The organism is Devosia sp. CN2-171, from assembly GCF_049354815.1.
Lineage (GTDB): Bacteria > Pseudomonadota > Alphaproteobacteria > Rhizobiales > Devosiaceae > Devosia_A.
The window spans coordinates 369,042-392,538 of record NZ_CP186479.1; the positions used below are offsets into that span (position 1 = coordinate 369,042).

The 23,497-nt window shown below is 65.2% G+C and carries 22 protein-coding genes; 13 read left to right on the forward strand and 9 right to left on the reverse strand.

What is annotated here, in order from left to right; genetic code table 11:
• The first annotated feature begins 198 nt into the window (after positions 1-198).
• Entirely contained in the window at positions 199-3,576 is a 3,378-nt protein-coding gene (locus tag ACOYW5_RS01815) for a hypothetical protein (protein ID WP_423067566.1), read from the forward strand.
• On the opposite strand, the gene fliP is transcribed toward ACOYW5_RS01815, so the two are convergent.
• A complete protein-coding gene (gene fliP, locus ACOYW5_RS01820) occupies positions 3,573-4,358 on the reverse strand; it encodes a flagellar type III secretion system pore protein FliP (protein WP_423067567.1) in 786 nt (261 codons plus the stop codon). The genes ACOYW5_RS01815 and fliP overlap by 4 nt on opposite strands.
• Positions 4,318-4,920, reverse strand: a complete 603-nt coding sequence (locus ACOYW5_RS01825) for a hypothetical protein (RefSeq protein WP_423067568.1) — start codon at positions 4,918-4,920, stop codon at positions 4,318-4,320. The genes fliP and ACOYW5_RS01825 overlap by 41 nt, the downstream gene beginning before the upstream one ends.
• A 194-nt stretch (positions 4,921-5,114) precedes the next feature.
• On the opposite strand from ACOYW5_RS01825, the gene flgB reads away from it, so the two are divergent.
• The 6 genes from flgB to flhB all read left to right on the forward strand — a co-directional run bounded on the left by flgB (position 5,115) and on the right by flhB (position 8,498).
• Complete coding sequence (gene flgB / locus ACOYW5_RS01830) at positions 5,115-5,513, forward strand: flagellar basal body rod protein FlgB (protein ID WP_423067569.1); 399 nt, start codon at positions 5,115-5,117, stop codon at positions 5,511-5,513.
• 3 nt (positions 5,514-5,516) lie between these two features.
• Positions 5,517-5,930 carry a flagellar basal body rod protein FlgC gene (gene flgC, locus ACOYW5_RS01835; protein WP_423067570.1) on the forward strand — a complete coding sequence of 138 codons (414 nt, stop codon included), beginning with the start codon at positions 5,517-5,519 and terminating at the stop codon, positions 5,928-5,930.
• Between the two features lie 31 nt (positions 5,931-5,961).
• Positions 5,962-6,288: a flagellar hook-basal body complex protein FliE gene (gene fliE / locus ACOYW5_RS01840; RefSeq protein WP_423067571.1), complete on the forward strand. Its 327-nt coding sequence runs from the start codon at positions 5,962-5,964 to the stop codon at positions 6,286-6,288.
• 87 nt (positions 6,289-6,375) lie between these two features.
• Positions 6,376-6,642, forward strand: a complete 267-nt coding sequence (gene fliQ, locus ACOYW5_RS01845; RefSeq protein WP_423067572.1) for a flagellar biosynthesis protein FliQ — start codon at positions 6,376-6,378, stop codon at positions 6,640-6,642.
• Positions 6,643-6,644: 2 nt separating this feature from the next.
• The gene (gene fliR / locus ACOYW5_RS01850) at positions 6,645-7,412 is read left to right on the forward strand and encodes a flagellar biosynthetic protein FliR (protein WP_423067573.1); all 768 of its coding nucleotides are present in this window, start codon (positions 6,645-6,647) and stop codon (positions 7,410-7,412) included.
• A complete protein-coding gene (gene flhB, locus ACOYW5_RS01855; protein WP_423067574.1) occupies positions 7,413-8,498 on the forward strand; it encodes a flagellar biosynthesis protein FlhB in 1,086 nt (361 codons plus the stop codon).
• Between the two features lie 112 nt (positions 8,499-8,610).
• Here the strand turns inward: flhB and ACOYW5_RS01860 are convergent, their stop codons facing one another.
• Both ACOYW5_RS01860 and ACOYW5_RS01865 read right to left on the reverse strand, forming a co-directional pair.
• Positions 8,611-8,817, reverse strand: a complete 207-nt coding sequence (locus ACOYW5_RS01860; protein ID WP_423069385.1) for a cold-shock protein — start codon at positions 8,815-8,817, stop codon at positions 8,611-8,613.
• A 202-nt stretch (positions 8,818-9,019) separates the two neighbouring features.
• Positions 9,020-9,367: a hypothetical protein gene (locus ACOYW5_RS01865; protein ID WP_423067575.1), complete on the reverse strand. Its 348-nt coding sequence runs from the start codon at positions 9,365-9,367 to the stop codon at positions 9,020-9,022.
• A gap of 249 nt (positions 9,368-9,616) precedes the next feature.
• Here ACOYW5_RS01865 and cckA point away from each other — a divergent pair, with 249 nt between their 5' ends.
• Both cckA and ACOYW5_RS01875 read left to right on the forward strand, forming a co-directional pair.
• On the forward strand, positions 9,617-12,172 hold the full coding sequence (gene cckA, locus ACOYW5_RS01870) for a cell cycle histidine kinase CckA (protein WP_423067576.1): 2,556 nt from the start codon (positions 9,617-9,619) through the stop codon (positions 12,170-12,172).
• A gap of 32 nt (positions 12,173-12,204) precedes the next feature.
• Positions 12,205-13,401, forward strand: a complete 1,197-nt coding sequence (locus ACOYW5_RS01875) for a class I SAM-dependent methyltransferase (protein ID WP_423067577.1) — start codon at positions 12,205-12,207, stop codon at positions 13,399-13,401.
• Between the two features lie 131 nt (positions 13,402-13,532).
• Here ACOYW5_RS01875 and ACOYW5_RS01880 read toward each other — a convergent pair whose 3' ends face one another.
• Complete coding sequence (locus ACOYW5_RS01880; RefSeq protein ID WP_423067578.1) at positions 13,533-14,579, reverse strand: aldo/keto reductase; 1,047 nt, start codon at positions 14,577-14,579, stop codon at positions 13,533-13,535.
• A 171-nt stretch (positions 14,580-14,750) separates the two neighbouring features.
• On the opposite strand from ACOYW5_RS01880, the gene ACOYW5_RS01885 reads away from it, so the two are divergent.
• Together ACOYW5_RS01885 and ACOYW5_RS01890 are read left to right on the forward strand one after the other, a co-directional pair.
• A complete protein-coding gene (locus ACOYW5_RS01885; protein ID WP_423067579.1) occupies positions 14,751-14,948 on the forward strand; it encodes a hypothetical protein in 198 nt (65 codons plus the stop codon).
• 59 nt (positions 14,949-15,007) lie between these two features.
• Entirely contained in the window at positions 15,008-15,898 is an 891-nt protein-coding gene (locus tag ACOYW5_RS01890) for a hypothetical protein (protein ID WP_423067580.1), read from the forward strand.
• Positions 15,899-15,958: 60 nt separating this feature from the next.
• Here ACOYW5_RS01890 and araD1 read toward each other — a convergent pair whose 3' ends face one another.
• Positions 15,959-16,951: an AraD1 family protein gene (araD1, locus tag ACOYW5_RS01895; RefSeq protein WP_423067581.1), complete on the reverse strand. Its 993-nt coding sequence runs from the start codon at positions 16,949-16,951 to the stop codon at positions 15,959-15,961.
• Between the two features lie 309 nt (positions 16,952-17,260).
• Here araD1 and recA point away from each other — a divergent pair, with 309 nt between their 5' ends.
• On the forward strand, positions 17,261-18,298 hold the full coding sequence (recA, locus tag ACOYW5_RS01900) for a recombinase RecA (protein WP_423067582.1): 1,038 nt from the start codon (positions 17,261-17,263) through the stop codon (positions 18,296-18,298).
• 239 nt (positions 18,299-18,537) lie between these two features.
• Entirely contained in the window at positions 18,538-21,177 is a 2,640-nt protein-coding gene (gene alaS / locus ACOYW5_RS01905; RefSeq protein ID WP_423067583.1) for an alanine--tRNA ligase, read from the forward strand.
• A 17-nt stretch (positions 21,178-21,194) separates the two neighbouring features.
• Here the strand turns inward: alaS and ACOYW5_RS01910 are convergent, their stop codons facing one another.
• From ACOYW5_RS01910 to ACOYW5_RS01920, 3 genes are all read right to left on the reverse strand, one after another.
• Positions 21,195-21,497, reverse strand: a complete 303-nt coding sequence (locus ACOYW5_RS01910; RefSeq protein ID WP_423067584.1) for a PRC-barrel domain-containing protein — start codon at positions 21,495-21,497, stop codon at positions 21,195-21,197.
• Between the two features lie 68 nt (positions 21,498-21,565).
• Entirely contained in the window at positions 21,566-22,525 is a 960-nt protein-coding gene (locus ACOYW5_RS01915) for a DMT family transporter (protein WP_423067585.1), read from the reverse strand.
• The gene (locus tag ACOYW5_RS01920; RefSeq protein WP_423067586.1) at positions 22,526-23,497 is read right to left on the reverse strand and encodes a DMT family transporter; all 972 of its coding nucleotides are present in this window, start codon (positions 23,495-23,497) and stop codon (positions 22,526-22,528) included.

Below are 23,497 nucleotides of genomic sequence, written 5' to 3' on the forward strand. Positions count from 1 at the left end.
GCGGCAGGCCGCGGCGGCGCACTTTGCGTGGCCCCCCTCACAGGGATGACACCGGGTTTGTGGTGCGGTTAGGGCTCAGCCGCCACCGCCCCAATTCCCTCGACATCTCCGCGGTTTGCGCCTCTGGGTTAGTCCGCCGTTAAGCCCCGCTGCCTATGCTCGCGACACCAGAAGTGTACAAGGCGGGCAGAAGCCGGCATGTCAGCGCGCATCGCAGATTGGCGCGGGATCATCGTGTCCCCGTTGCGCAGGGTTGCGCTGGTGCTGCTCATCGCGTGGGCGTGCCTTGCCGTACCGGCTCTCGCCGAGGACAAGGCGCAGATCCTTGCCACCGCCGAAAACGGCTTTGCGCGCATCGTGCTCAGTTTTCCCGAGCGCATGGACCTGCCGAAGTACCGGGTGAATTACGAGAACGGTGTGCTCGCGATCAATTTCGACGAGCCGATCTCGATCCTCCTCCCCGATATCGCACTGGCGCTGCCGAAATACGCGACGATCGCGCGGATCGACCCCGACAATCGCGGCATCCGCATCGGGCTGCGCTCGACGTTCAACATCAACCGTATGGATGCCGGAGAGTCGCTCTATATCGATCTGTTGCCGGAAAACTGGTCCGGCCTGCCGCCGTCCTTGCCGCCGCAGGTGATCGAAGCGCTGGCGGAGCGCTCCATGCGCCTGGCCGAAGAGGCCGAGCAGGCGCGCAAGGCCGACGAGGCCAAGCGCATCAATCCGGTGGCGAGCATCCGCGTCGGCCGCAGCCCGACCTTCGTGCGGCTGCAGTTCGACTGGAGCGTCGAGACCAAGGGCGAGTTCTCGCTGAAGCCGGGCGTGGGCACGGTGACCTTCGACTGGCCGGTGCCGCTCGACCTCACGGGGCTTAGCGAGGAACTGCCTGAGGGGGTCAAGAGCGCCAAGAATGTCGTCGCCAAGGCCGGCTCGAAGGTGGAGTTGGCGGTGAACGAGGGGGTGATCCCGCGCTTCTACCAGATGTCGCCGACGCAGTTCATTCTCGATATCGACATCGCGCCGGCCGAGGGGCTGAAGGCGGCCCTCGCGGCCGAAGCGCAGGTCACGGCGGCACGCGAGGCGGGCGATCTGGCGGCCAAGGAGCAGGAGCAGCAGCTTGCGGCAAAGCTCGGGCTGCAGGTAGATCCGCATATCGGCAGCAGCGCCGGGCCCAGCAGCGGTGGCACGGTGACGCCAAGCGTCACGACGGTGGGCAGCACGGTGCGCATCGCGTTCCCGTTCGACGGCGACACGCCTGCGGCGGTGTTCCGGCGCGGCGACGTGGTGTGGATGGTGTTCGACAGCGCGCAGCCGGTGGCGGTGCCGCCGAAGTCCGATGCGCTCGCCAGCGTGGCGAGCAGCTTTGAGGTCGTGTCGGCGGGTGAGACCAAGGTCATTCGCATGGACCTCGCGTCCGACCGGCTGGCGACGCTCGGCTCGGAGGGGCGCGCCTGGGTGCTGTCGCTGGGCGATACGCTGCTCGGCGCGGCTGAGCCGATGACGCTCGAGCGCGACCGGGACGAGCAGGGGCGCTTCGAGATCGCGGCCAATCTCGAACGGCCGGGGCATGTGCATGTGCTGCGCGATCCGGTGGTGGGCGACACGCTGCGCGTCGTGACAGTAATGCCGCCGGCGCGTGGGCTGACGCGCAACATGAGCTTTGTCGATTTCGACGCGCTGCGCACGGCGCATGGACTGGTGATCAAGCCGCTGACCGATGAGCTCGACGTCGCGATCGAGGGCAAGGTGGCGCTGATCTCGTCGCGCGCCGGCCTGTCGCTCTCGACCGCCGAGGCGTCGCGCAAGCTCGATGCCGGCAGCGCGCCGGCATTTCGCGAGAGCTATCTCGATCTCGGCATGTGGCGCGAGACCAATCCCGAAGCCTTCACGAAGCGCCGCGAAGAGGCGATGGCCAAGGCCGCCTCGGCGGAAGGCCGGTTGCGCGACGTGGCGCGGCTCGACCTGGCGCAGTTCTATCTGGGCAACGATTTCTCCTATGAAGCACTCGGCGTCCTGGATGTGCTCGAGAGCGAGCTCAAGAGCGACGACCTGCGCAAGAAGATCCAGCTGGTGCGGGCCATCGCCTCGACGCTGGCAGGGCGGCCCAAGGATGCGCTGAGCATTCTCGGCAGCGGCACTTTCCCCGAGGAGAGCGACGCGCTGCTGTGGCGGACGATCGCGCGGACCGATGCCGGCGACTATCGTGGCGCACGGACCGACGCGATTGCGGCCGAGGGGATCGCTTCGGCCTATCCCGTGTGGGTGCAGACCAAGTTTCTCTTCGCCGGCCTTCGCGCCGCGGTGGAGGACGACGACCAGGAGCTGGCGCTGCGGCTTGCGGCCCTCGTTGATTTCCCCAAGCTGGAGCCGGAGCAAGTGAGCTTCTTCCAGCTGATGCAGGGGCGGACTGCCGAGCTTGGCGAGCATGACGACGATGCGCTCGATGCCTATGGCACGGTGATTGCGGCCGACTTCCGGCCGACACGTGCCGAAGCGGTCTACCGGACGCTGCTGCTGCTCAAGAAGAGCGGCAAGGTCGACCTCGCCAAGGCGACGGATACGCTGGCGGCGGAGGTGCTGACCTGGCGCGGTTCGGCGCTCGAAGCCGATATGCAGAAGCTCTTGGCCGAACTCTATTTCGACCATGCCGACTATCGCGAGGGGTTCATCACCGTGCGCGAGGCGGCGGCGAGTTTCCCGGACAACATGAAGATCGACCAGCTGCTCAGCGAGGCACAGGCGACGTTCGAGGATCTCTATCTTAACGGTGAGGCGGACAAGCTCAGCGACCTTGATGCGCTGGCGCTCTACTACGATTTCCGCCAGTTGACGCCGCCGGGAACCCGGGGCGACGAGATGATCCGCAACCTCGCCCGCCGGCTGGTGAAGGTGGACCTCCTGGCGCAGGCCGGCGACCTACTTGAATACCAGATCGACAGCCGGCTTACCGGCGTGGCGCAGGCGCAGGTGGCGGCAGACCTGGCGCTAATCCGGATCGCCGACCGGCATCCGGAGGAGGCGCTGAAGGTGCTGGGCCGGACGCGGCTTGCCGAGCTGCCGCCGCTGCTCGAGCGGCAGCGCCGCATTCTCGAGGCGCGCTCGCTGATCGATGCGGGGCGCTCGGAACTGGCGCTCGACCTGATCTCCAAGCTCAAGGGCAAGGACGCGGACTACCTGCGCGTTGATGGGTACTGGAAATCGAAGAACTATGCCCTCGCCTCGGAACTGCTCGAGGTGCTGAGCACGCCGGGCACGGCGACGACGCAGATGACGCAGGACGGGCGGATGAGTGTGGTGAAGGCCGCGGTCGGGTTCGTCTTGGCCGGCGACAAAATGGGCCTGTCACGGCTGCGCTCGAAATTCTCGGACCAGATGGCGAAATCGGCGGAGTGGCCGCTGTTCGAATACGTGACGCGCGACATCGCTCCGCAATCGCTGGAGTTCCGCAAGCTGGCGCAGGAAGTCGCGAGCGCGGATTCGCTGGATGCCTTCATCTCGTCGTATCGCGAGTTGTATAGCGGGGCGGCGGAACTGGTGCCCGATGCGGCGGCAGTGCCAGGGGCGGCCTAACTCCCCGTAAAACTCCGCACGAGCGAGCCGGCGACCAGGTGCCAGCCGTCGACCAGCACGAAGAAGATCAACTTGAACGGCAGTGAGATCACCACTGGCGGCAGCATCATCATGCCCATGGACATGAGGACTGAAGCGACCACCATGTCGATGATGACGAAGGGCAGGAACAAGAGGAACCCGATCTCGAAGGCGCGGCGGAGTTCCGAGATCATGAAGGCCGGGACCAGCGTCTGCAGCGGGGTTGCCGCCGGATCAGTGGGCGGCTGGGTCTGCGACATGTCGAAGAACAGCTGCAGGTCCTGCTCGCGGACATTGGCGAGCATGAAGGCGTGGACCGGGCCGGCAGTGCGGGTGAAGGCTTCCTCGATCGGGATGGTGCCTGCGATCAGCGGGGCGATGCCGTTGTCGTAGCTCTGCTGCAGGGTCGGGCCCATGACGAACAGGGTGAGGAACAGCGCGAGGCTGACCATCACCGAGTTCGGCGGCGCGGTCTGAAGGCCGATGGCGGTTCGCAGCAGCGACAGCACGACGACGATGCGGGTGAAGCTCGTGACCATCACGAGGATGGAGGGGGCGAGCGAGAGCAGGGTGATGAGCCCGACGATCTGGACCGCACGCTCGGTGATCGTGGTGTCGTCGCCGAAATCGATGGAGACGTCCTGGCTGAAGGCCAGCGTAGGCAGGAGGATGGCGGCGATCAGGCCGAGGAGCGTGAGGACGCGGCGCAGCGTAGCGCGGTCAGGCCGTGCCCTTGTCTCCGAGATTGCGTTGAGCCCCAAGCGCCGTCCGCCCGTTATCCGTGCCTTGGGGCGTTGTAGCTGAGTCTGTTCGGGCCCGGCCGGAGTTATCCCCAGTCATCGGCGTCATCGGGATAATAGCGGGTTCCATGGTGCTCACCGGGCGCAAGAGGCCGGTGTGGCGCAGCGAAGTCGGTTTGCGGTTGGCGGCGCCGGGGCGGACGAACTGGCGGAGCTTGTCGATTTCGCCCTGGGTGAGCGTGGGCGTCGGCGGTGGCGGGACTTCGTGCTGGGCAGGACGGTGCGCCGGCATGGGCGGGCGCTCGACCGGGATGCCAGTTTCGACGACGAGGTCCTGTGGGCCACCAGTGAGGATCAGGTGTTCGACATTGTCGCGGCGGACGATCAGCAGCTGACGCTTAGCGTCGACCTGCATGTGGTCGATGACGCTGAGGCGGCGGTTTCGGCCGCGGCCGACGGCGACGGTGGAGCGGGCGAAGAGCTTCAGCACCCACAGGCCCAGCACGATCAGCACCAGGACGATGCCGAGCGCGAGCACGGAAGTGACGATGGCCCCGGCCGATTCGCCGAGGAGACTGGTCATCAATTGCATCGCCGCCTACTCCCAAAGCTGGTTCGGGGTGGCCACCCAAACACGCAACAGTGGAACTTCTTGCCTATCAATGCGCCCCTATTATGCAAAATGCGAGACATCTCCCCGCTCAAAGCTTCGTGGTTAACGGCTCGTTAACGGTTGCCCGGCAGGATTTGCCTAGTTTTACGGGGATTCTCGGCGCCATGAAAATCGGGCTGCTCGATGCGCTAGGCGAAAAGATGCGCTGGCACCAGGCACGGCAGACCTTGCTGGCCGAGAATGTCGCCAATGCCGATACGCCCGGATACCGCGGCCGCGACCTCGCGGCGTTTGGTTTCGAAGAGCACATGCAGCAGAAGTCGGCCGTGCAGATCGCGACGGTGGCGACGCAGCCTGGGCATATCGCGGTCGCGGGCAGCGATGCGGACGGCTTCGGGTCGCGCGCGCTGAACAGCTTCGAGATCACGCCTGAGGGCAACGGCGTCACGCTCGAGGACGAGATGATGAAGGTCGCCGGCAACCAGATGGACTACCAGGCGATCACGGCGCTCTACACGCGCTCGATGAAGCTGATCAAGACAGCGCTCGGCAAGCAGGCATAAGCGATGAACGACTTTCTTTCGTCCCTGAAGATTGCGGCCACGGGCCTGCATGCGCAGCAGGCGCGCATGCGGGTGATCGCCGAAAACCTCGCCAACGTTGACTCGGCCGGCAAGACCCCGGAGGAGGACCCGTACCGGCGCAAAATCCCGACCTTCAAGGCGGTGATGGACAGGGAACTCGGCGGCAGCAAGGTCGAGATCGGCCGCTTGGCCTACGACCAGTCCGACTTCACGTCGCGCTACGAGCCGGGTCACCCGGCGGCGGATGCCAGTGGCTACGTGAAGTATCCCAACGTCAATTCGCTGATCGAAACGATGGACATGCGGGAGGCCCAGCGCAGCTACGAGGCCAACCTCAACGTGGTCACCGTGACCCGGCAGATGCTGGGTTCGACCCTCGATATCCTACGCGGCTAAGGCCGCTTCCCGCCTAGCCGGAGACTCCTGAATGGCTATCCCAATCAATGCCGCCACTTCGGCCTATGCCAATGCGGCCAAGCTCCTCAACCAGGGGGCGAAGCCGCAGGCATTGAACCAATTGGCCGAGGCGGGGCAGGGGAGCGATTTCGCCAAGCTGCTCGGGCAGGCGGTGCAGGGCGTCGTCGACAGCGGCAAGGTCGCCGACACCAAGGCCATGGACATGGTCAACGGGCGGGGCGACATGATCGACGTGGTGACGGCGATAAGCCAGACCGAGCTGGCCATGGACACCATGGTGGCGGTGCGCGACCGGGTGATCTCGGCGTATGAGGAAATCATGCGGATGCCGATCTGAGGGATCGGCGACTCGCTGTAGGTCTAGCGGACAGAAGGTCCGGACGATGCACTCCACCCACACCTCAAGACTCGACTGGGCCGCCGCATGACTGGTGACCTCGTCCTCGACATTGCTCGCGAGGGCATCTGGGTGATGATCCTGATCGGCGGGCCGGTCATGATCGTGGGCCTCATCGTCGGCGTGGTGATCGCGCTGTTCCAGGCGCTGACGCAGATCCAGGAACAGACGCTGATCTTCGTGCCGAAGATCCTCGCCATCTTCATCACCATGCTGCTGACGCTGCCGTTCATGGGCGCGATCCTCGGCGGCTACATGAACCGGATCGCCGACATGATCATGGTCGGCGGCTGACGATGGTCTCGCTCAACTGGCTGCCGCTGACCGCCTATGTCTACCTCGTGATCTTCGCCCGCATCGGCTCGATGCTGATGCTGATCCCCGCGCTGGGCGAGGCGACGATCCCGGCGCGCATGCGGCTGGGCTTCGCACTCGCCTTCGCGGCAGTGCTCTATCCATTCGTTTCGGACCAGATCCCCGCCTTTCCGAACGAGCTGCTCGGGATCGTCGCGATCGTCGTGCATGAAGTCGTGGTTGGCCTGATCCTCGGCGGCATCGCGCGGCTGGCGGTATCGGGGACGCAGACGGCCGGCGCCGTCATCGCGCAGGCCTCGGGCCTCGCGCTGGCCCAGGCCGCCGACCCGACCAATGGCGGCACGCAGGGCGTGCTGATCGGGGCGTTTCTCTCGATGCTCGGTATCACACTCATCTTTGCCACAGACCTCCACCACGTGGCGCTGTCGGCCATCCACGACAGCTACATGATCATGCCGCCGAGCGAGCCGCTGATGTTCGGCGACACGGCGCAGACGGTGATCGACGTGGTGTCGGGGGCGTTCGTTGTCGGCGTGCAGATGTCGGCGCCGTTCATCGTGTTCGGGCTGGTGTTCAACCTCGGCATGGGCATCCTCAGCCGGCTGATGCCGCAGCTGCAGGTTTACTTTCTCGCCATGCCGGCGACGGTCGGCGTCGGGCTCATCCTGATGGCGCTGCTGATCACCATGATGATGGGCCTGTACCTCACCCACTTCGAGGGCGTGCTTGCGACGCTGCGTGGCGTCTAGGTGAGCGACGAGGCCCCCGAACAGGAATCGAAAACCGAAGACCCTTCGGAACGAAAACTCCGCGACGCCCAGGAGAAGGGCAACGTCGTCAAGAGCCAGGAGGTCAACACCTGGTTCATCCTATCGGGTTCGGCGCTGGTGTTCGCGATGATGGCGGGGCCGACCAGCCAGAGCCTCGTCGGTACGCTGAAGATACTCCTGGAGAATGCCGAGAAGTTCGAGGTCGGTAGCCAGGCGCTGACACAGTTCTGGAGCGATCTCGCCGGCTCGATCCTGCTGGTGGCGATCTTGCCGTCGATCGTGCTGATGGTCTTCGGCATTGCCGCGAACCTGATCCAGCACCGGCCGCTGATCTCGCTCGAGCCGATCAAGCCGAAATTCGCCAAGATCAATCCGATGGAGGGCGCCAAGCGGCTGTTCGGCGTCGAGGCGCTGGTCAATTTCGGCAAGGGCCTGCTGAAGCTGGCGGTGGTCTCGGGCGTGCTGTGGTTCGTCTTGGCACCCGAAGTCGACAGCCTCGAGAACATGATCAATCTCGAGCCGGGGATGATCGCCCAGGACTTCATGGACCTGAGCCTCAAGATCTTCGGGGCTGTGTTGGCGGTGGTCACGATCATCGCGATCGCGGACTACGCCTACCAGCGCAGCCGCTGGTGGAACCGGTTGAAGATGACGGTTCAGGAGACGCGCGACGAGTACAAGCAGCAGGAAGGCGATCCCAAGGTCAAGGGACGCATCCGGCAGGTGCGGATGGAGCGCAGCCGCAAGCGGATGATGGCGGCTGTGCCGCAGGCAACGGTGGTGATCACCAACCCGACCCACTTTGCCGTGGCGCTCAAGTACGACCGCGACATGGCGGCGCCGAAATGCGTGGCCAAGGGCGCCGACGCCATCGCCTTCCGCATCCGCGAACTGGCCAAGAAGAACAATGTGCCGATTGTCGAGAACCCGCCGCTGGCGCGCGCGCTTTATGCCTCGATGGATATCGACGATACGATCCCGGCCGAGCACTTCAAGGCAGTGGCCGAGGTGATCGGGTTCGTGATGCGGCTAAAGCAGAAGCGTGGGTGGCGGGCGGCGAACTAGGGACGCTATCCTCCCCTGCGTAGCGGGGGAGGATCAAGGTGCCTCAAGGCAACAAAAAAGGCCCCGTGAGGGGCCTTTTCGGTGTCGGACCGTCCCGAGGGACGGCAAGACATCAGAGCGCGCGGAGGTTCGTCGCCGAAACCTTGCCGTCGCGGCCCTTCTCGAGCTCGTACGAGACCTTCTGGCCCTCGGAGAGGGTCGACAGGCCCGAACGCTCAACGGCGGAGATGTGGACGAACGCGTCCTTCGAGCCATCGTTCGGCTGAATGAAGCCGAAGCCCTTGGTGGTGTTGAAGAATTTCACGGTGCCTTCGATCACGATGGCGGCCTTTCTATTGTCGTGCGCGGGATCTTCCCGAGTTCGCACGTGCGTTCCGGCTACGGCGACATGCCGCACCCGGTCTAAACGTTCACAATATCAAGGTAGCCAGAAGGACCAGTGCGGTCCCGTGGGGTAGCGCGTGATGTCAGCGAAACGTACCCAGTACCTATGTGACATCAATGTGCCTTAATCAAGGCTATTAGCGCATCGGCGCCAGATCAACCTCGTCGACGATGCGCTCGAAGCTCTCGGTATCACTGCGTACGCGATAGAGGAGCGGTCCGGTCTCATGCGGCACGATGGCGGTAATCTGGCAGCTCGCGGCGGGCCGTGCGATGTCCCGTGAACCGCGCGCCATGGCGAGGCGCTGGCCGACGCGATACTGGTGGTGGGGCTTGGCCGCGGTGGGCTGCGGCTGACGGCGGAATTCAACGGCCAGGGCGGCGTCTTCGCTGTCATCGGACGGCCTGGCGCGGTGGCTCTTGCGCGCCTTGGCGATAGCATCTCGCCGCGTCACCGGCACGGCGATGCTCTTCAACTTTTCCACGACGATCCTTGGGATGCGAGTCCGGCACTACGGGTGTGGCGCCGGTCGATGCGGTGTGAGCCTGCCATACATCCTAGCACAACCGCGCTGCCGACGATACCCGAAGCGGGGAAACCGCCGATCCGGGTGCCGCAAAAACGCCGCTGCGGGCGGGGATAACGCCATTGTCGCTACCCAAGCGACAAACCCATTTGCTAGACCTCTTGGAAGGCCGATTCGGCGCGATTTCCCCTGGGGCTCAACCAGCGCATGGCACCTCTGCCGCTCGACGAGGACAACTATCCGACCCCGCTGCTGAACAAGGGCCGCCCAGCGGCCGGATTGTGGCGGGTAGTAGCGCTGGCTGCGTTCTTCATCCTCTTGGCCGTGCTGATCGCGACGGTGGGCGACCAGATCCCGTCGGACCTGATCCTCGTCTTCCTCGGGCTGCTCGCGGTGGTCGGTGTCTTCTGCCTGTTCGCGATCGCAGCGGGCCTGTTCCGGTTTTCGGCGAGCGAGGACACGCAGACGCTGAGCAAGGCGGTGGTCGACAGCCTGCCGTTCGGCGCGCTGGTGACCGACCGCGAGGGCAAGATCAGTTACGTCAACGCGCATTACGGCGAGTTCCCCGGCGGGGTCACCGACGGCGTCCCCGTCTCCGTGCCGCGGCTGTTTGCCGGCGAGCCCGAGGCGGCCGAGGCGATCTACCGGCTGGCTCGTGCGGCGCGCGACGGGCGACCGGCGCTCGAAGATATCCGCATCATTGGCGGACTGGGCGGCTCGATCGGCGGCTCGACCAAGCCGTTCTGGTATCGCGTCGGCGTGCGGGCGCTGCCGTCGACCGGCGAGGGTGGCAAGCCGCTGGTGCTGTGGACGGTCGAGGACATCACCCGCGACCGCGAGCGGCAGGATCACGCCTTCGTCGAGCTGCAGCGCGCCATCGACTACCTCGACCACGCTCCGGCCGGTTTCTTCTCGGCCGACGCGCAGGGCAGGGTGCAGTACCTCAATTCGACCTTAGCCGACTGGCTCGGCTACGACCTCGCCGAATTCGAGGCGACGGCGATCCGGCTGGACGACATCGTCCGCGGCGACGGCGCCAGCCTCCTGATGCGCGGCCGGGCGGATGGGGAAATCCGCACCGAGATCATTGATATCGATCTGGTGCGACGCAACGGCACGACCTTCCCGGTGCGCCTGATGCATCGCGCGGCCCGCCTCGCCGATGGCGAGCTGGGCGAGACGCGGACGCTGGTACTCGACCGGCGGCAGGGGGCGGACAAGGAAGAGGCGCTGCGTGCTTCCGAAGTGCGGTTCTCGCGCTTCTTCAACGACACCCCGTTCGCCATCGCGACACTGGACCAGGCCGGACGGATCGTGCGCACCAATGCGCCGTTCAGCCGGATTTTCGACTGGCATGGCGGCGACAAGTCGATCGACATGCAGCCGATGGTCGAGCTCCTGGCTGAGGGCAATCGCGAAGCCTTCGAGAAGGCGGTGGCGGCAGTGCTGGCCAGCCGGTCGGAGATCGATCCGGTCGATGCGATGCTGGCCGGCACCAGCGACCACGCGGTGCGGCTCTACGTCTCCAGCTCCGAAGGCGGCGAGGGCGGGGAGGAGCGGATCAACCTCTACGCGCTCGATATGACCGAGCAGCGCAAGCTGGAGGCGCAATTCGCGCAGGGCCAGAAGATGCAGGCCGTGGGCCAGCTGGCGGGCGGCGTGGCGCATGATTTCAACAACGTGCTGACCGCCATCATCGGCTTCTCCGATCTGCTGCTCCTGAAGCACAAGCCCGGCGACCCGTCGTTCGCCGACCTGATGTCGATCAAGAATAGCGCCAATCGCGCCGCCGGCCTGACGCGGCAGTTGCTTGCCTTCTCGCGCCGCCAGACGCTGCGGCCGCAGGTGCTGGAGGTGCCGGGGCATCTCGACGACCTGACCGTGCTGCTGAAGCGCCTGATTGGCGAGCAGATCACGCTGGGGGTTGAGCACGGCGCCAATGTCTGGCCGGTTAAGGCCGACCTCGTGCAACTCGAGCAGGTGGTGGTGAACCTCGTCGTCAATGCGCGCGATGCCATGCCGAACGGCGGCGCGATCACCATCCGGACGCGCGACGTGACCGAGGCCGAGGCGGCAGGCTTCACCTATCGCGGCATGCCGCCGGCGGACTACGTGCTGATCGAGGTCGAGGATACCGGCACCGGCATGCCGCCCGAGATCATGGAGAAGATCTTCGAGCCGTTCTTTTCGACCAAGGAACTGGGCAAGGGCACCGGCCTCGGTCTGTCGACGGTTTACGGCATCGTCAAGCAGAGCTCGGGCTTCATCTATGTCGACTCCGTGGTCGGCAAGGGCACGACGTTCCGCATCTTCCTGCCGCGCTACATCCCGACCGAGGGCGAGGCGCCGGTCAAAGTGCTGGCGGCGCCGGTGCGCGACCTTACCGGGCACGAGCGTATTCTTATCGTCGAGGACGAGGACTCCGTCCGTTCTTTCTCGGCCCGGGCGTTGCGGACCACCGGCTACGAGGTGTTCGAGGCGGATTCGGGCGACGAGGCGCTCGATGTGCTCGACGAGCTCGACTACAAGATCGACCTGATGATCTCGGACGTGGTGATGCCGGAGATGGACGGGCCGACGCTGCTGACCCACGTGCGGGAGCGCATGCCGGAGCTCAAGGTGATCTTCGTTTCCGGTTATGCCGAGGAGAATGTCCGCCAGGACATCGCCGACAATACCAGCGTCGAGTTCCTGCCCAAGCCGTACTCGCTCGACCAGATCAATTCCAAGGTGAAGGAAGTGCTCGGCAAAGTGGCGGAGTAGCGTTTCGCCGCTGGCGGGCCTATATGGCGGGAATGGATACCAGCCTTCCCAAGATAGATCAGTTCCTCGCCGCGCTCGAAGCTGCCGTCGCCGATGGCACGCTGGTGCGCGTGGCGCTGCGGATGCCGTTCGGCGCGGATGAGACGCTGAAGAGCGTCGACATCAAGCCGGCGACGATCCGCGATGCGCTGAAGCTCAGCTTCACCTTCCACCACCAGACGCGCGATCTCACGCAGAACCATCCGCCGGCGGGCGCGATCGGCCAGTTGCGGCGGCTGATCGACAAGGACTTCCGGCAAGCCTTCCTGTTCACGACGGCGTTCGACCTGCAGTACGACGCGCAGGGCAAGGCGCCACGGCTGAAGCAGACCGCGGCGACCAGTAAGGAAGCTGCGACGCTGGCGCATGATCGCGCCAAGGTGCGGCCTATCGAGGCCGAGGGCAGGCCCTGGCTAGCGGCGCTGGGCGTCACCGGCGCCGATGGGCAGGTGCTCAAGGCATCCGGCGACAAGTTCCGGCAGATCAATCGCTATGTCGAGATTCTCGGGCCGCTGCTGAAGGCCATCCCGGAGGATCGGTTGCGCAAGGTCGTCGATATGGGTGCCGGCAAGGGCTACCTGACCTTCGCCGTGGCCGACTATCTGAAGCAGACGTTGCACCGGCCTACCGAAGTCGTGGGCGTTGAGTTCCGCCCGGACCTCGTCGAGTTCTGCAACACGACCGCGGGCGAGACGGGGACCGACAATCTCAGCTTCGCACAGGGGACGATCGAGAGCTTCGACTCGACTGGCGCCGATGCGCTGATCGCGCTCCATGCCTGCGACACGGCCACCGACGATGCGATCGCCAAGGGGATTGCGGCGGGGTCCGAGCTCATCGTCGTGGCGCCGTGCTGCCACAAGCAAATCCGGCGCGAGATGGAGACGTCGAACGCCGGCAACGCGCTCGATTTCGTTACCCGCCACGGCATCTTCCTCGAGCGCCAGGCCGAGATGGTCACCGACGCCATGCGCGCCATGATCCTCGAGCATTTCGGCTACTCGACCAAGGTGTTCGAGTTCATCTCGGATGTGCACACGCCCAAGAACGTGCTGATCGTTGCGACGAAGACCAAGCGCGGCAAGGATGCCGGGGCGCTGAAGAAGCTCCTCGATGCCAAGGAGTTCTTCGGGATCAGGAAGCACTATCTCGAGGACGCGGTGGGCTTGAAGCCTGAGCTGCAACCTTAGCAGCCTGCACCGTCATCCCCGGGCTTGACCCGGGGAACCAGCGATCTCTCCGCATGAGCCAGCTTTGGCGGCACCATCCGAGTGTCCCGGGTCAAGCCCGGCGGCGTAGACGAGCTTGTCGCGAGAGTGGCTTAAGCTACCCGCCCATTCGGCAGCGGTGTGCCCGGGGCGACCAGTTTCTGGTCGGCCAGGGCGTCCCAGAAGCCGCCGGGGATGGGGGTGTTCCACCACTTGAGGATACCGTCGAGCTCGGCTGGGGACTTGGGGCCGGTGAGGACGGAGACGACGGTGGGGTGGGCGACGCCGAACTGCAGGGCGGCGGCTCCAAGCGGGATGTTGTGGGTCTGGCAGACGGCCTGCAGCGCCTTCACCTTCTCGATGATATGCGGCGGGGCGGCCTGATACTGGCCGGTGTCCGGCCCCCAGACATTGGTGCCGGCGAGGATGCCGGCGGCAAACGGGCCGGCCGCGATGACCGACGTGCCGTTCTTCGCGCAGGTGGGAAAGAGCGACTCGAGCGGGGACTGCTCGAGCAGGTTGTAACGGTTGGCGAGCAGGAAGATGTCCCAGCTGCCGATCTCGAACGACTGGAGCAGGATCGGCACCTCGTTGACGCCGAGGCCGATCGCCTTGACGTCGCCGTTGCGGCGCAGTTCGTCGAGCGCGCGATAGCCGCCGTTGGCGAGGTCGGCCCAGTGCTTCTTGTAGCCCTCGTCGCCATGCGATTTCGTGCCGATGTCGTGGACGAGCAGGATTTCGACATGCCCCAGGCCCAGCCGCTGCAGGCTGTGCTCGTAGGAGCGCATCACCCCATCATAGGTGTAGTCGTACTTGATCTCGAACGGGAACGGGTAGGTCCAGCCGCGCGGTACGGTACGCTCGGCCTCCGAGCGGACGGGGCGTAGCAGTCGCCCGACCTTGGTGGAGATGGCGACGCCGTCCTGCCGGTAGCGCAGCGCATCGCCCATCAGGTGCTCGGAGCGGCCGTCGCCATAATGCGGGGCGGTGTCATAGTAGCCGATGCCGGCATCGAGCGCGGCAGTCACCACGGCCCGGGCCTGCTCGTCGGGGACCTCGGTGTTGCCCATTCCCGCGAGGGTGGCACCGCCGAGGCCGAGCTCGGTGAGTTCGAGGTCGGTGCGGCCCACGCGGCGCGTCTTGAAGGCTGTTGCGCTCATTGCAGAATTCTCCCTGGACCGGCCGCTCATAAGTGGCGGGCGGAAACTGACATGTTAGTTGCACGGGGTAAACCAGCCAAAGGTGCTAGGGCAAGGGGGCGCTGGCGGGAAAAGCGCACGAGGCGTAGGCTTTTGGGAGGAGGAGCCAGATGATCAAGCTCGGCGCACGCCATGCTGCTGGATTTCGCCGAGGGAGAGCAGCGGCGGCGGCCCCGCCTCGCGGATGGCCTCTTGCTGGCGCTGGCGCCGTTCGATAGCGGGCTGATGCTGTTGCGGCTGGTGCAACGTCTTGGCGTGCTGGATGCGGCGCAGGTGGCGTATCTCAGCCGGTTCGAGCGGACCGACGAGGCCGAGGTGGGCGTTCGCTAAGGGTTAGGAATAGTTACTGGCCGACCGAGAAGTCTCTGTTCCCTAAACAGGGTGGCGTCATGGCTGTGGGCTACTTTGCTCGCCATCGCGGTCAGGGTGTAACGATGCTGCGTCTTGTACTCACAGCGATCCTGGCGGGCCTGTCTGGTGCCGCCCTGGCGCAAGGCGTGCGCTGCGACACCCCGCGGCCGATGGCGAGCGACGAGGTGGTGATGATCGGCGCCTATGAGGGCGTCGCCTATGCGACCAGCCATGTCGGCGCGCAGGACGAAGCCACCTATGTCGTCGAAGTGAAGGTTGAAGATGGCGAGAAGCCGCTTTTCGTGATGGCGGGGGCGTACGAGTCGATTATCTGGAAGTTCACGGGAGCCACTGGGCGGGTGAGGCAGGCGGTGCTGGCCGGATATGAGCAGCAGGCGGCAACAGGTCTGCCGAAGAGCGCGGTGACGTTCGCCGGATATCGCGATTGCTTTCGCGTCGCCTATGAGTTCGGCAAGGGCTTCAAGGCGCTGACTGCCGCCGCATCCATCACCGCCTTTGCCGGACGCGAGGACGTTCCCGCCGGCGGCAGTTATAGGCTCTTTGGCATCACCGTGCCGTCCATGACGCTGACGCCGGAACCCAAGACCGGTCCTTTCGAGAACCCGGTGATCGAGGTGGATGCGGCTACGGTGGTGTCACCGTTCCCGGTCGAGGCCTACGCGGTGATGCCGGGCCGTGCAGGCCTCGCGCAACTGCTGGCCAACGGCTCGATCGTGCCGATCGAGGATGGCGCGTTCCGCATCGTCAAACCGATCCCGCACTTTCCGGCAGACCTGGCGGGCGCACATTCAGTGCGGTTCCTGCTGGGGAAGGGGGTTCCGATGCCGGCGGGCAGTCCGGGCCACTCCTGCGTCGTATCGGAGGAGACCGGGCAGCCGGTCGGCATGGAGGTTCTCTGCCGCTTCTAGCTGGCGGGCAGAAAAAGGGGCGCTCCAGCGCCCCTTTCGGTTTCCACGTTGAGCCGAGGCTCAGAGCTGCCTGATCACCACCGCGCGCTCGGCGTCCCAGGCCACGGCGTTGCGGAGCGGCAGGCCGAACTGGCTTTCCTCGATCTCGAACACGTCGCCGGGCTCGGTCTTGATGCCGTCGGCGAAGCTCAGCGTCGCAGTGCCAAACATGTGCACGTGGATGTCGCCGGGCTGGCGGAACAGGTCGTACTTGAAGTGGTGGTGCTCGAGGTTGGCGATGGTGTGGCTCATGTTGTCCTCACCCGAGAGGAACGGCTTTTCCCAGATCACCTTGCCGTCGCGCAGGATTCGCGACATGCCCGCGACGTTGCGCGGCAGCTCGCCGACGCGCAGTTCCGGCCCATAGGAGCACCAGCGAAGCTTGGAGTGCGCGAGGAACAGGTAGTTCACCCGCTCGGTCACGTGATCGGAGAACTCGTTGCCGAGTGCGAAGCCGAGGCGGAAGGGCGTGCCGTCCTTGCCGATATAGTAGATGCCGGCGATCTCGGGCTCTTCGCCGGCGTCCTTGGCGAAGGCGGGCGACGGAATCGGCCTGCCCGGCGCGGCGACGATATTGCCGTTGCCCTTGTAGAACCACTCGGGCTGCACGCCGACCTGGCCCGGCGCGGGCTTGCCGCCTTCGAGGCCCATGCGGAACATCTTCATCGAGTCGGTCAGCGGCGCTTCGGCCTGCTGCTGGTTCGACTTGTGCATCGCGTCGCGGGTCGAGGCCGAACCGAGATGGGTGAGGCCGGTGCCGGTGACATAGAGATGGGCCGCATCGGGGTGGTCGACGGGCGAGAGCAGGCGGCCTTCGGCGGCGAGCTTTGCCTTGTCGACGGTGGCGCCGAGGCCCTTCTCGATGACGATTTCGCGCAGGCTGAGGCCGCGCTCCGCCGCCTCGGCTGCGAGGGCGTAGACGCTGGTGACACCGACGACGGTGCTCGTCGTGCCGCCTTCGGTGGCGGCAACGGCGCGGGCGCCCTTGTCGTCGGTGAACTGGATGAGATGCATAAGCGGGTCCCCCTCGGATGCGAGAATGCCGGCCTTCCGCCGTTTGGCGGGCATTGAACTGAAGGGCGGGCAAAAGGCAAGGGTCCAATAGTACTACTTATGTCGGCGGCGGTGCCCGCGTGGCGAATCGGGCACTTTGCAGATGCAGGGCACATGGAATTTACCCTCTTGACGTTTTGGAAACGAAATGAGAACAAACTACGTACATTAGATGCACATCAATCGGTTTGCGCCGCGCCGACCGAAGTGGAATAAGGGGACACCATTATGGCTGCTGCTGTGACGCCTCTGCGCGTGGTTGAGGGATCGATGGATAAGGATAAGGCGCTCGCTGCAGCGCTGAGCCAGATCGAACGGAGTTTCGGTAAGGGCACGGTGATGCGGTTCGGCGAGGGCGCGATCGCCCAGGTCGAAGCGATCTCCACCGGCTCGCTGGGTCTCGATATTGCGCTGGGCATCGGCGGATTACCTCGCGGCCGTATCGTCGAGATCTTCGGGCCGGAAAGCTCGGGCAAGACGACGCTGGCGCTGCATGTGATTGCCGAGGCGCAGAAGAACGGCGGCATCGCCGCGTTCGTTGATGCCGAGCATGCGCTCGATCCGATCTATGCGAGGAAGCTCGGCGTGAAGGTCGATGAGCTGCTGATCTCGCAGCCCGATACCGGCGAGCAGGCGCTCGAGATTGCCGATACGCTGGTGCGCTCGGGCGCCATCGACGTGCTGGTGGTCGATTCGGTGGCGGCGCTGACGCCCAAGGCCGAACTCGAAGGCGAGATGGGCGATTCGATGCCGGGCCTGCAGGCCCGCCTGATGAGCCAGGCGATGCGCAAGCTGACCGGCTCGATTTCGAAGTCGAAGGCCATGGTGATCTTCATCAACCAGATCCGCATGAAGATCGGTGTGATGTACGGTTCGCCCGAAACGACGACGGGCGGCAACGCGCTGAAGTTCTACTCCTCGGTGCGCCTCGATATCCGCCGTATCGGCGCGATCAAGGAGCGTGAGGAAGTCATCGGCAACCAGACCCGCGTCAAGGTGGTCAAGAACAAGCTGGCCCCGCCGTTCCGGCAGGTCGAGTTCGACATCATGTATGGCGAGGGGATCTCGAAGACCGGCGAGCTGCTCGATCTCGGCGTCAAATCGGGCATCGTCGAGAAGTCAGGTGCGTGGTTCTCGTTCGATAGCCAGCGGCTGGGTCAGGGGCGCGAGAACTCGCGGCAGTTCCTCAAGGACAATCCGCAGATCGCCGACATCATCGAGAAGAGCGTTCGCGAGAGTTCTGGCGTACTCGCCGAGGCGCTGCTCACGGGTCCGGAAGGCGATGAGGGCGACGAAGGCGAGCCGTGATCGGGTCGAGGTCGGTTACGAATTGAAGGGCGCCTCGGGCGCCCTTTGCTTTGTGAGTGCTTTGCCGATCTACGGAGTGCGGCCGGATGTGGCCGTGTACGGTCTGTGACCTCTCCATGCCAAATATGAACGTGTCCGCGCCCCTGTGCTGGACATCACGGCGAGGCCCGCGATAGAAGGCGTTTCCTGTTGTTGCTGGCGGGGCCGAGGCCTCGCCTTTTGTCTGTAAGAGACCCGTCATGACGAGCGTGAACGATATCCGGTCGAGCTTCCTCGGTTACTTCGAGAAGAACGGTCACGAGCATGTCGCCTCGAGCCCCCTGGTGCCGCGGAACGACCCGACGCTGATGTTCACCAATGCCGGCATGGTGCAGTTCAAGAACGTCTTTACCGGCGTCGAGAAGCGCGATTATGCGCGGGCGACGACCTCGCAGAAGTGCGTCCGCGCCGGCGGCAAGCACAACGATCTCGACAATGTCGGCTTCACGGCGCGGCATCACACGTTCTTTGAGATGCTCGGCAATTTCTCGTTCGGCGACTACTTCAAGGAGCACGCGATCGATCTGGCCTGGAACCTGCTCACCAAGGAGTGGGGCCTGCCCAAGGCGAAGCTGACCGCGACGATCTACGAGGACGACGACGAGGCGTTCGAGCTCTGGAAGAAGATCGCCGGCCTGCCCGAGGATCGCATCGTGCGGCTCGGCGCCAAGTCGAACTTCTGGCAGATGGGCGATACCGGGCCGTGCGGTCCGTGCTCGGAAATCTTCTACGACCACGGCGACAAGTACTGGGGCGGCCCTCCGGGTTCGCCCGAGGAAGATGGCGACCGGTTCGTCGAGATCTGGAACCTCGTGTTCATGCAGTTCGAGCAGTACGCGGACGGCTCGCGCACCAAGCTGCCGAAGCCGTCGGTCGATACCGGCGCCGGCCTCGAGCGTGTCGCCGCGGTGATGCAGGGAACGAACAACAACTACGAGATCGACCTGTTCAAGTCGCTCGTCAGCTCGACGATGCAGGCAACCGGATTTGACGGCGATCCGACGACGCCGAGCCTGCGCGTCATTGCCGATCACCTGCGCTCGATGAGCTTCCTCATCGCCGAGGGCGTGCTGCCCTCGAACGAAGGCCGCGGCTATGTGCTGCGCCGCATCATGCGCCGCGCCATGCGCCACGCGACGCTGCTGGGCGCGACCGATCCGGTGATCCATCGCATCGTGCCGACGCTGGTGCGGGAGATGGGCCAGGCCTATCCCGAGCTGGTGCGCGGCGAGCAGATGATTGAGGAGACAGTGCGGCTCGAGGAGCAGCGCTTCCTCAAGACGCTGAGCCGGGGCCTGACGCTGCTGGACGAGGCTTCGGCCTCGCTGAAGGAAGGCGACATGCTCGAGGGCGTCACCGCCTTCAAGCTCTACGACACCTACGGTTTCCCGCTCGATCTGACGCAGGATGCGCTGCGCACCCGCGGCATCAATGTCGACCTCTCGGGTTTCGAAGATGCCATGGCCAAGCAGCGCGCCGAGGCGCGGAAGAGCTGGGCCGGCTCGGGCGAAGTCGGAGAGGACAAGGTGTGGTTCGCGGTGGCCGACCAGGTCGGGCCGACCGAGTTCCTCGGCTACGAAACCGAGACCGCCGAAGGCGCGGTGACCGCGCTCGTCAAGGGCGGCGCGATCGTCGACGAACTCAAGGCCGGCGACGAGGGCTATGTCGTCCTCAACCAGACGCCGTTCTATGGCGAAAGCGGCGGCCAGGTGGGTGACACCGGCGAGTTGACCGGCGAGAGCATCGCGGCCACCGTGCTCGACACGGTCAAGAACAACGGCGTCTTCGGGCACAAGGTGAAGGTGACCGACGGGACGATCAAGGTTGGCTCGGCGCTGGCGCTGATCGTCGATCATGACCGGCGCTCGGCGATCCGCGCCAACCATTCGGCGACACACATCCTGCATGAGGCGCTGCGACTGGTGCTGGGCGACCATGTGGCGCAGAAGGGCTCACTGGTTTCACCGGACCGCCTGCGCTTCGATTTCGTGCATACCAAGCCGATCACGCCGCAGGAGCTGGCGCAGGTCGAAGAGATCGCCAACGATATCGTGCTGCAGAACTCCGCCGTCGAGACGCGCCTGATGGGCGTCGAGGAGGCCAAGGAGTCCGGTGCGCGCGCGCTGTTCGGCGAGAAATATGGCGACGAAGTGCGCGTGGTCTCGATGGGCGACCCGACCGGCAATGCAGTCGGCTGGTCGGTCGAGCTCTGCGGCGGCACTCATGTGCGCCGGACGGGCGATATCGGGCTGATCACGGTGCTTGGCGATTCCGGCGTTGCGGCCGGTGTGCGCCGCCTCGAGGCGCTGACGGCCAAGGGTGCGCGCAACCATGCGCGTACCAATGCCAACATCGTCTCTGGCGTCGCTGATGCGCTGCATGTGGGCCCGCAGGAGGTGTTCACCCGCATCGAAGCGCTGCAGGAGAGCCTCAAGAAAGCCGAGCGCGCGCTTAGTGATGCTAACAAGAAGTTGGCGCTCGGTGGCGGCGGTTCGGCTTCGGCCTCGGCTGACGAGACGGTCAACGGCGTCACCTATGTCGGGCGCGCCGTCGAAGGCATTTCGGCCAAGGACGTGAAGGGCCTCGTCGATGCGGAAAAGAAGCGCATCGGCTCGGGTGTGGTTACGGTTGTGCTGAAGGGCGACGACGGGCGCGGCACGGTCGCGGTTGGCGTCACCGACGACCTGACGGGCAAGTACGCGGCCGGCGACCTGATCAAGCTCGCGACGGCGGCGCTTGGCGGCCAGGGCGGCGGCGGCCGTCCGGACATGGCCCAAGGTGGCGGGCCGGATGGTGCCAAGGGCGCCGAGGCAATTGCCGCGGTGCGCGGCGGGCTGTAGGCGCGCCGCGCGATCAGCTAGTGCCGGTGCGTGTGCTCCGGCAATTCCTTCAGTTCGTCCTTGGTCCAGTTCGTAACTGCGTGGACGTCGCCGTTCTCGTCGCGCATGAATTCGAGCTGCGTGGCGAGGACCGCAACTGGCTTGGCGCCGATGCCGAGGAAACCGCCGACATCGACGATGATCTCGCTGGCTGGGCCCGAGCCGTGAACATGGGACACCTTGCCGACCTCATGGCCATCGGCGTCATAGATGGTGGCGCCTTCGAGCACGGTCGGGCTGTATTCGCTGGCGTTCACACGGATGTGGTTGGAGTGGTCCATTCTGGCCTCCTCTTGCTGAGCCGTAGGCATGACCAACCCACAAGCGGCGCAGATGTTCCCCGATCTATCTAGACTGGATCCGGCCCGGGACCCTTGAAGTCGTCGGGCGACGGGTTGTCCCGCCGCGCGCGATATTCGGCCCAGCGGCCGGCAATGCGGGTACGGGCGCCGTCGGCGAAGATGTTGGCGAGGCCGGCGGCGACGATCACGCCCAGGCCGGCGAGGCTGATGGCGTCGGGGACTTCGGAGAAAAACAGCGCGCCGTAAAGCAGGGCCCAGATGATCTGGCTGTACTGCATCGGCGCGACGCGGCTCGCCGGCGCGAGGGCGACACCCTTGAGCTGCAGCATGTAGCCGATGCCGCCGAGCACGCCGCAAATGATCAGGCCGCCGATCAGCGTGAGGCTCGGCCAGCTGAAGCCGATGATCAAAAGCCCGACAATGTTGGCGGTGAGGGTGAGCAGACCGGGCAAGACAAACAGCGTGACGCGTCGCTCGGCACCCGAGATCAGGCGGATTGTCGTCAGTGACACGGCAGCCGAGACTGCGCTGACGAAGGCGGCGACGTGGCCGAGCTCGATCTCGCGGAAGCCGGGGCGCACGACGAGGAGCACGCCGAGGAAACTGATCACCACCAGCGCCCAGCGATCGAGTGACACCTGCTCCTTGAGGACAATGACGGAGAGGATCGTGGCCAGCACCGGGATGAGGAAGACGAGGCAGTAGGCCTCGGCCAACGGAATGGTGACGAAGGCATAAGTGATCATGATCGCACTCACCGTGCGACAAACCGCGACGAGGAGCATCAACGCCGGTCGGTTGAGCTTGAACGTGTCGCGCCAGCGTTCCGCACGGGGCTTGGTGAATACCGCCGGCAGGAACGAGAAGATGGTGGTGAAAAAGCCGATCTCGAAGGTGCTGAGCGAGGTGCCCAGCGCCTTGACCAGGGCGTCGCCGGTGGAGAAAGCGGCCATGGCGCCCAGCGCGCAGAGCACACCGAGCGAGATGGGCGAGAGGGTGCGGAGCATCTACTTGCCGGCCACCGCCTGATGGTGCGGCGGATCGGCCGGGGTCAAGGCATCGTCGCCCAACGGGGGACTGATTTCGGCTGCCGCACTGGCAGGGCCGAACACCGACAGCCGCGAGAAGATGCGGATGCGGGTCTCGTCCGACATGACGTTCAGGATGCCGCCGAAGGCCACGACCACGAGGCCGCAATAGGCGATGGCATCGGGATACTCATGGAAGAAGATGAAGCCGAAGATGATGGCCCAGAGGATCTGGCTATATTGCGCCGGCGCGATCTGGCTGACCGGGGAGCGGCGGGTGGCGGCGATGAACACGATGTTGCCGGTACCGCCGAGGCCGCCGATGGCGAGCAGCAGCGCGAATTCTTCGGGCGTCGGCCAGTGGAATGTCGGCAGCATCAGGATGCCGTTGACGATCACGATATAGCCGAGGGGGAAACCCAGGAGGCTCACGCGCTTTTCGACCGGAGCAACCTTGCGCAGCGTCGTGGTGGTGATGCCGCCCATGAGGGCCGCGCCGAGCGCCAGCAGATGACCGAGCTGGAGCTCGCGGAAGCCGGGACGGACGACGAGCAGCACGCCGAGGAAACTGGCGCCGAGAAAGAACCAGCGCTGCCAGGTGACATCCTCGTGGAGGAACATGCGCGACAGCGCGACCACGAAGATCGGTGCGAGGAAAGCGATCGAATAGGCTTCGGCCAGCGGGATGTGGGTGAAGGCGTAGATGATGCAGAGGTTGCCGATCACGCCGGTGACGCTGCGCAGATGCACCAGCCAGGGGTGGCGCATGTGGTGCAGCTGGCGCCAGTGCTCGCCCTTGGGCTTGGTGAAGATCGCCGGAAGGAACGAGAAGAGGGCCGTCCAGAAGGCGATCTCGAACACCGTCAGGCTGGTGCCGAAGCCTTTGATGATGGCGTCGCAACACGAATAGAGCAGATAGGCGAGCAGGGAAAAGGCGACGCCGACGGGCAT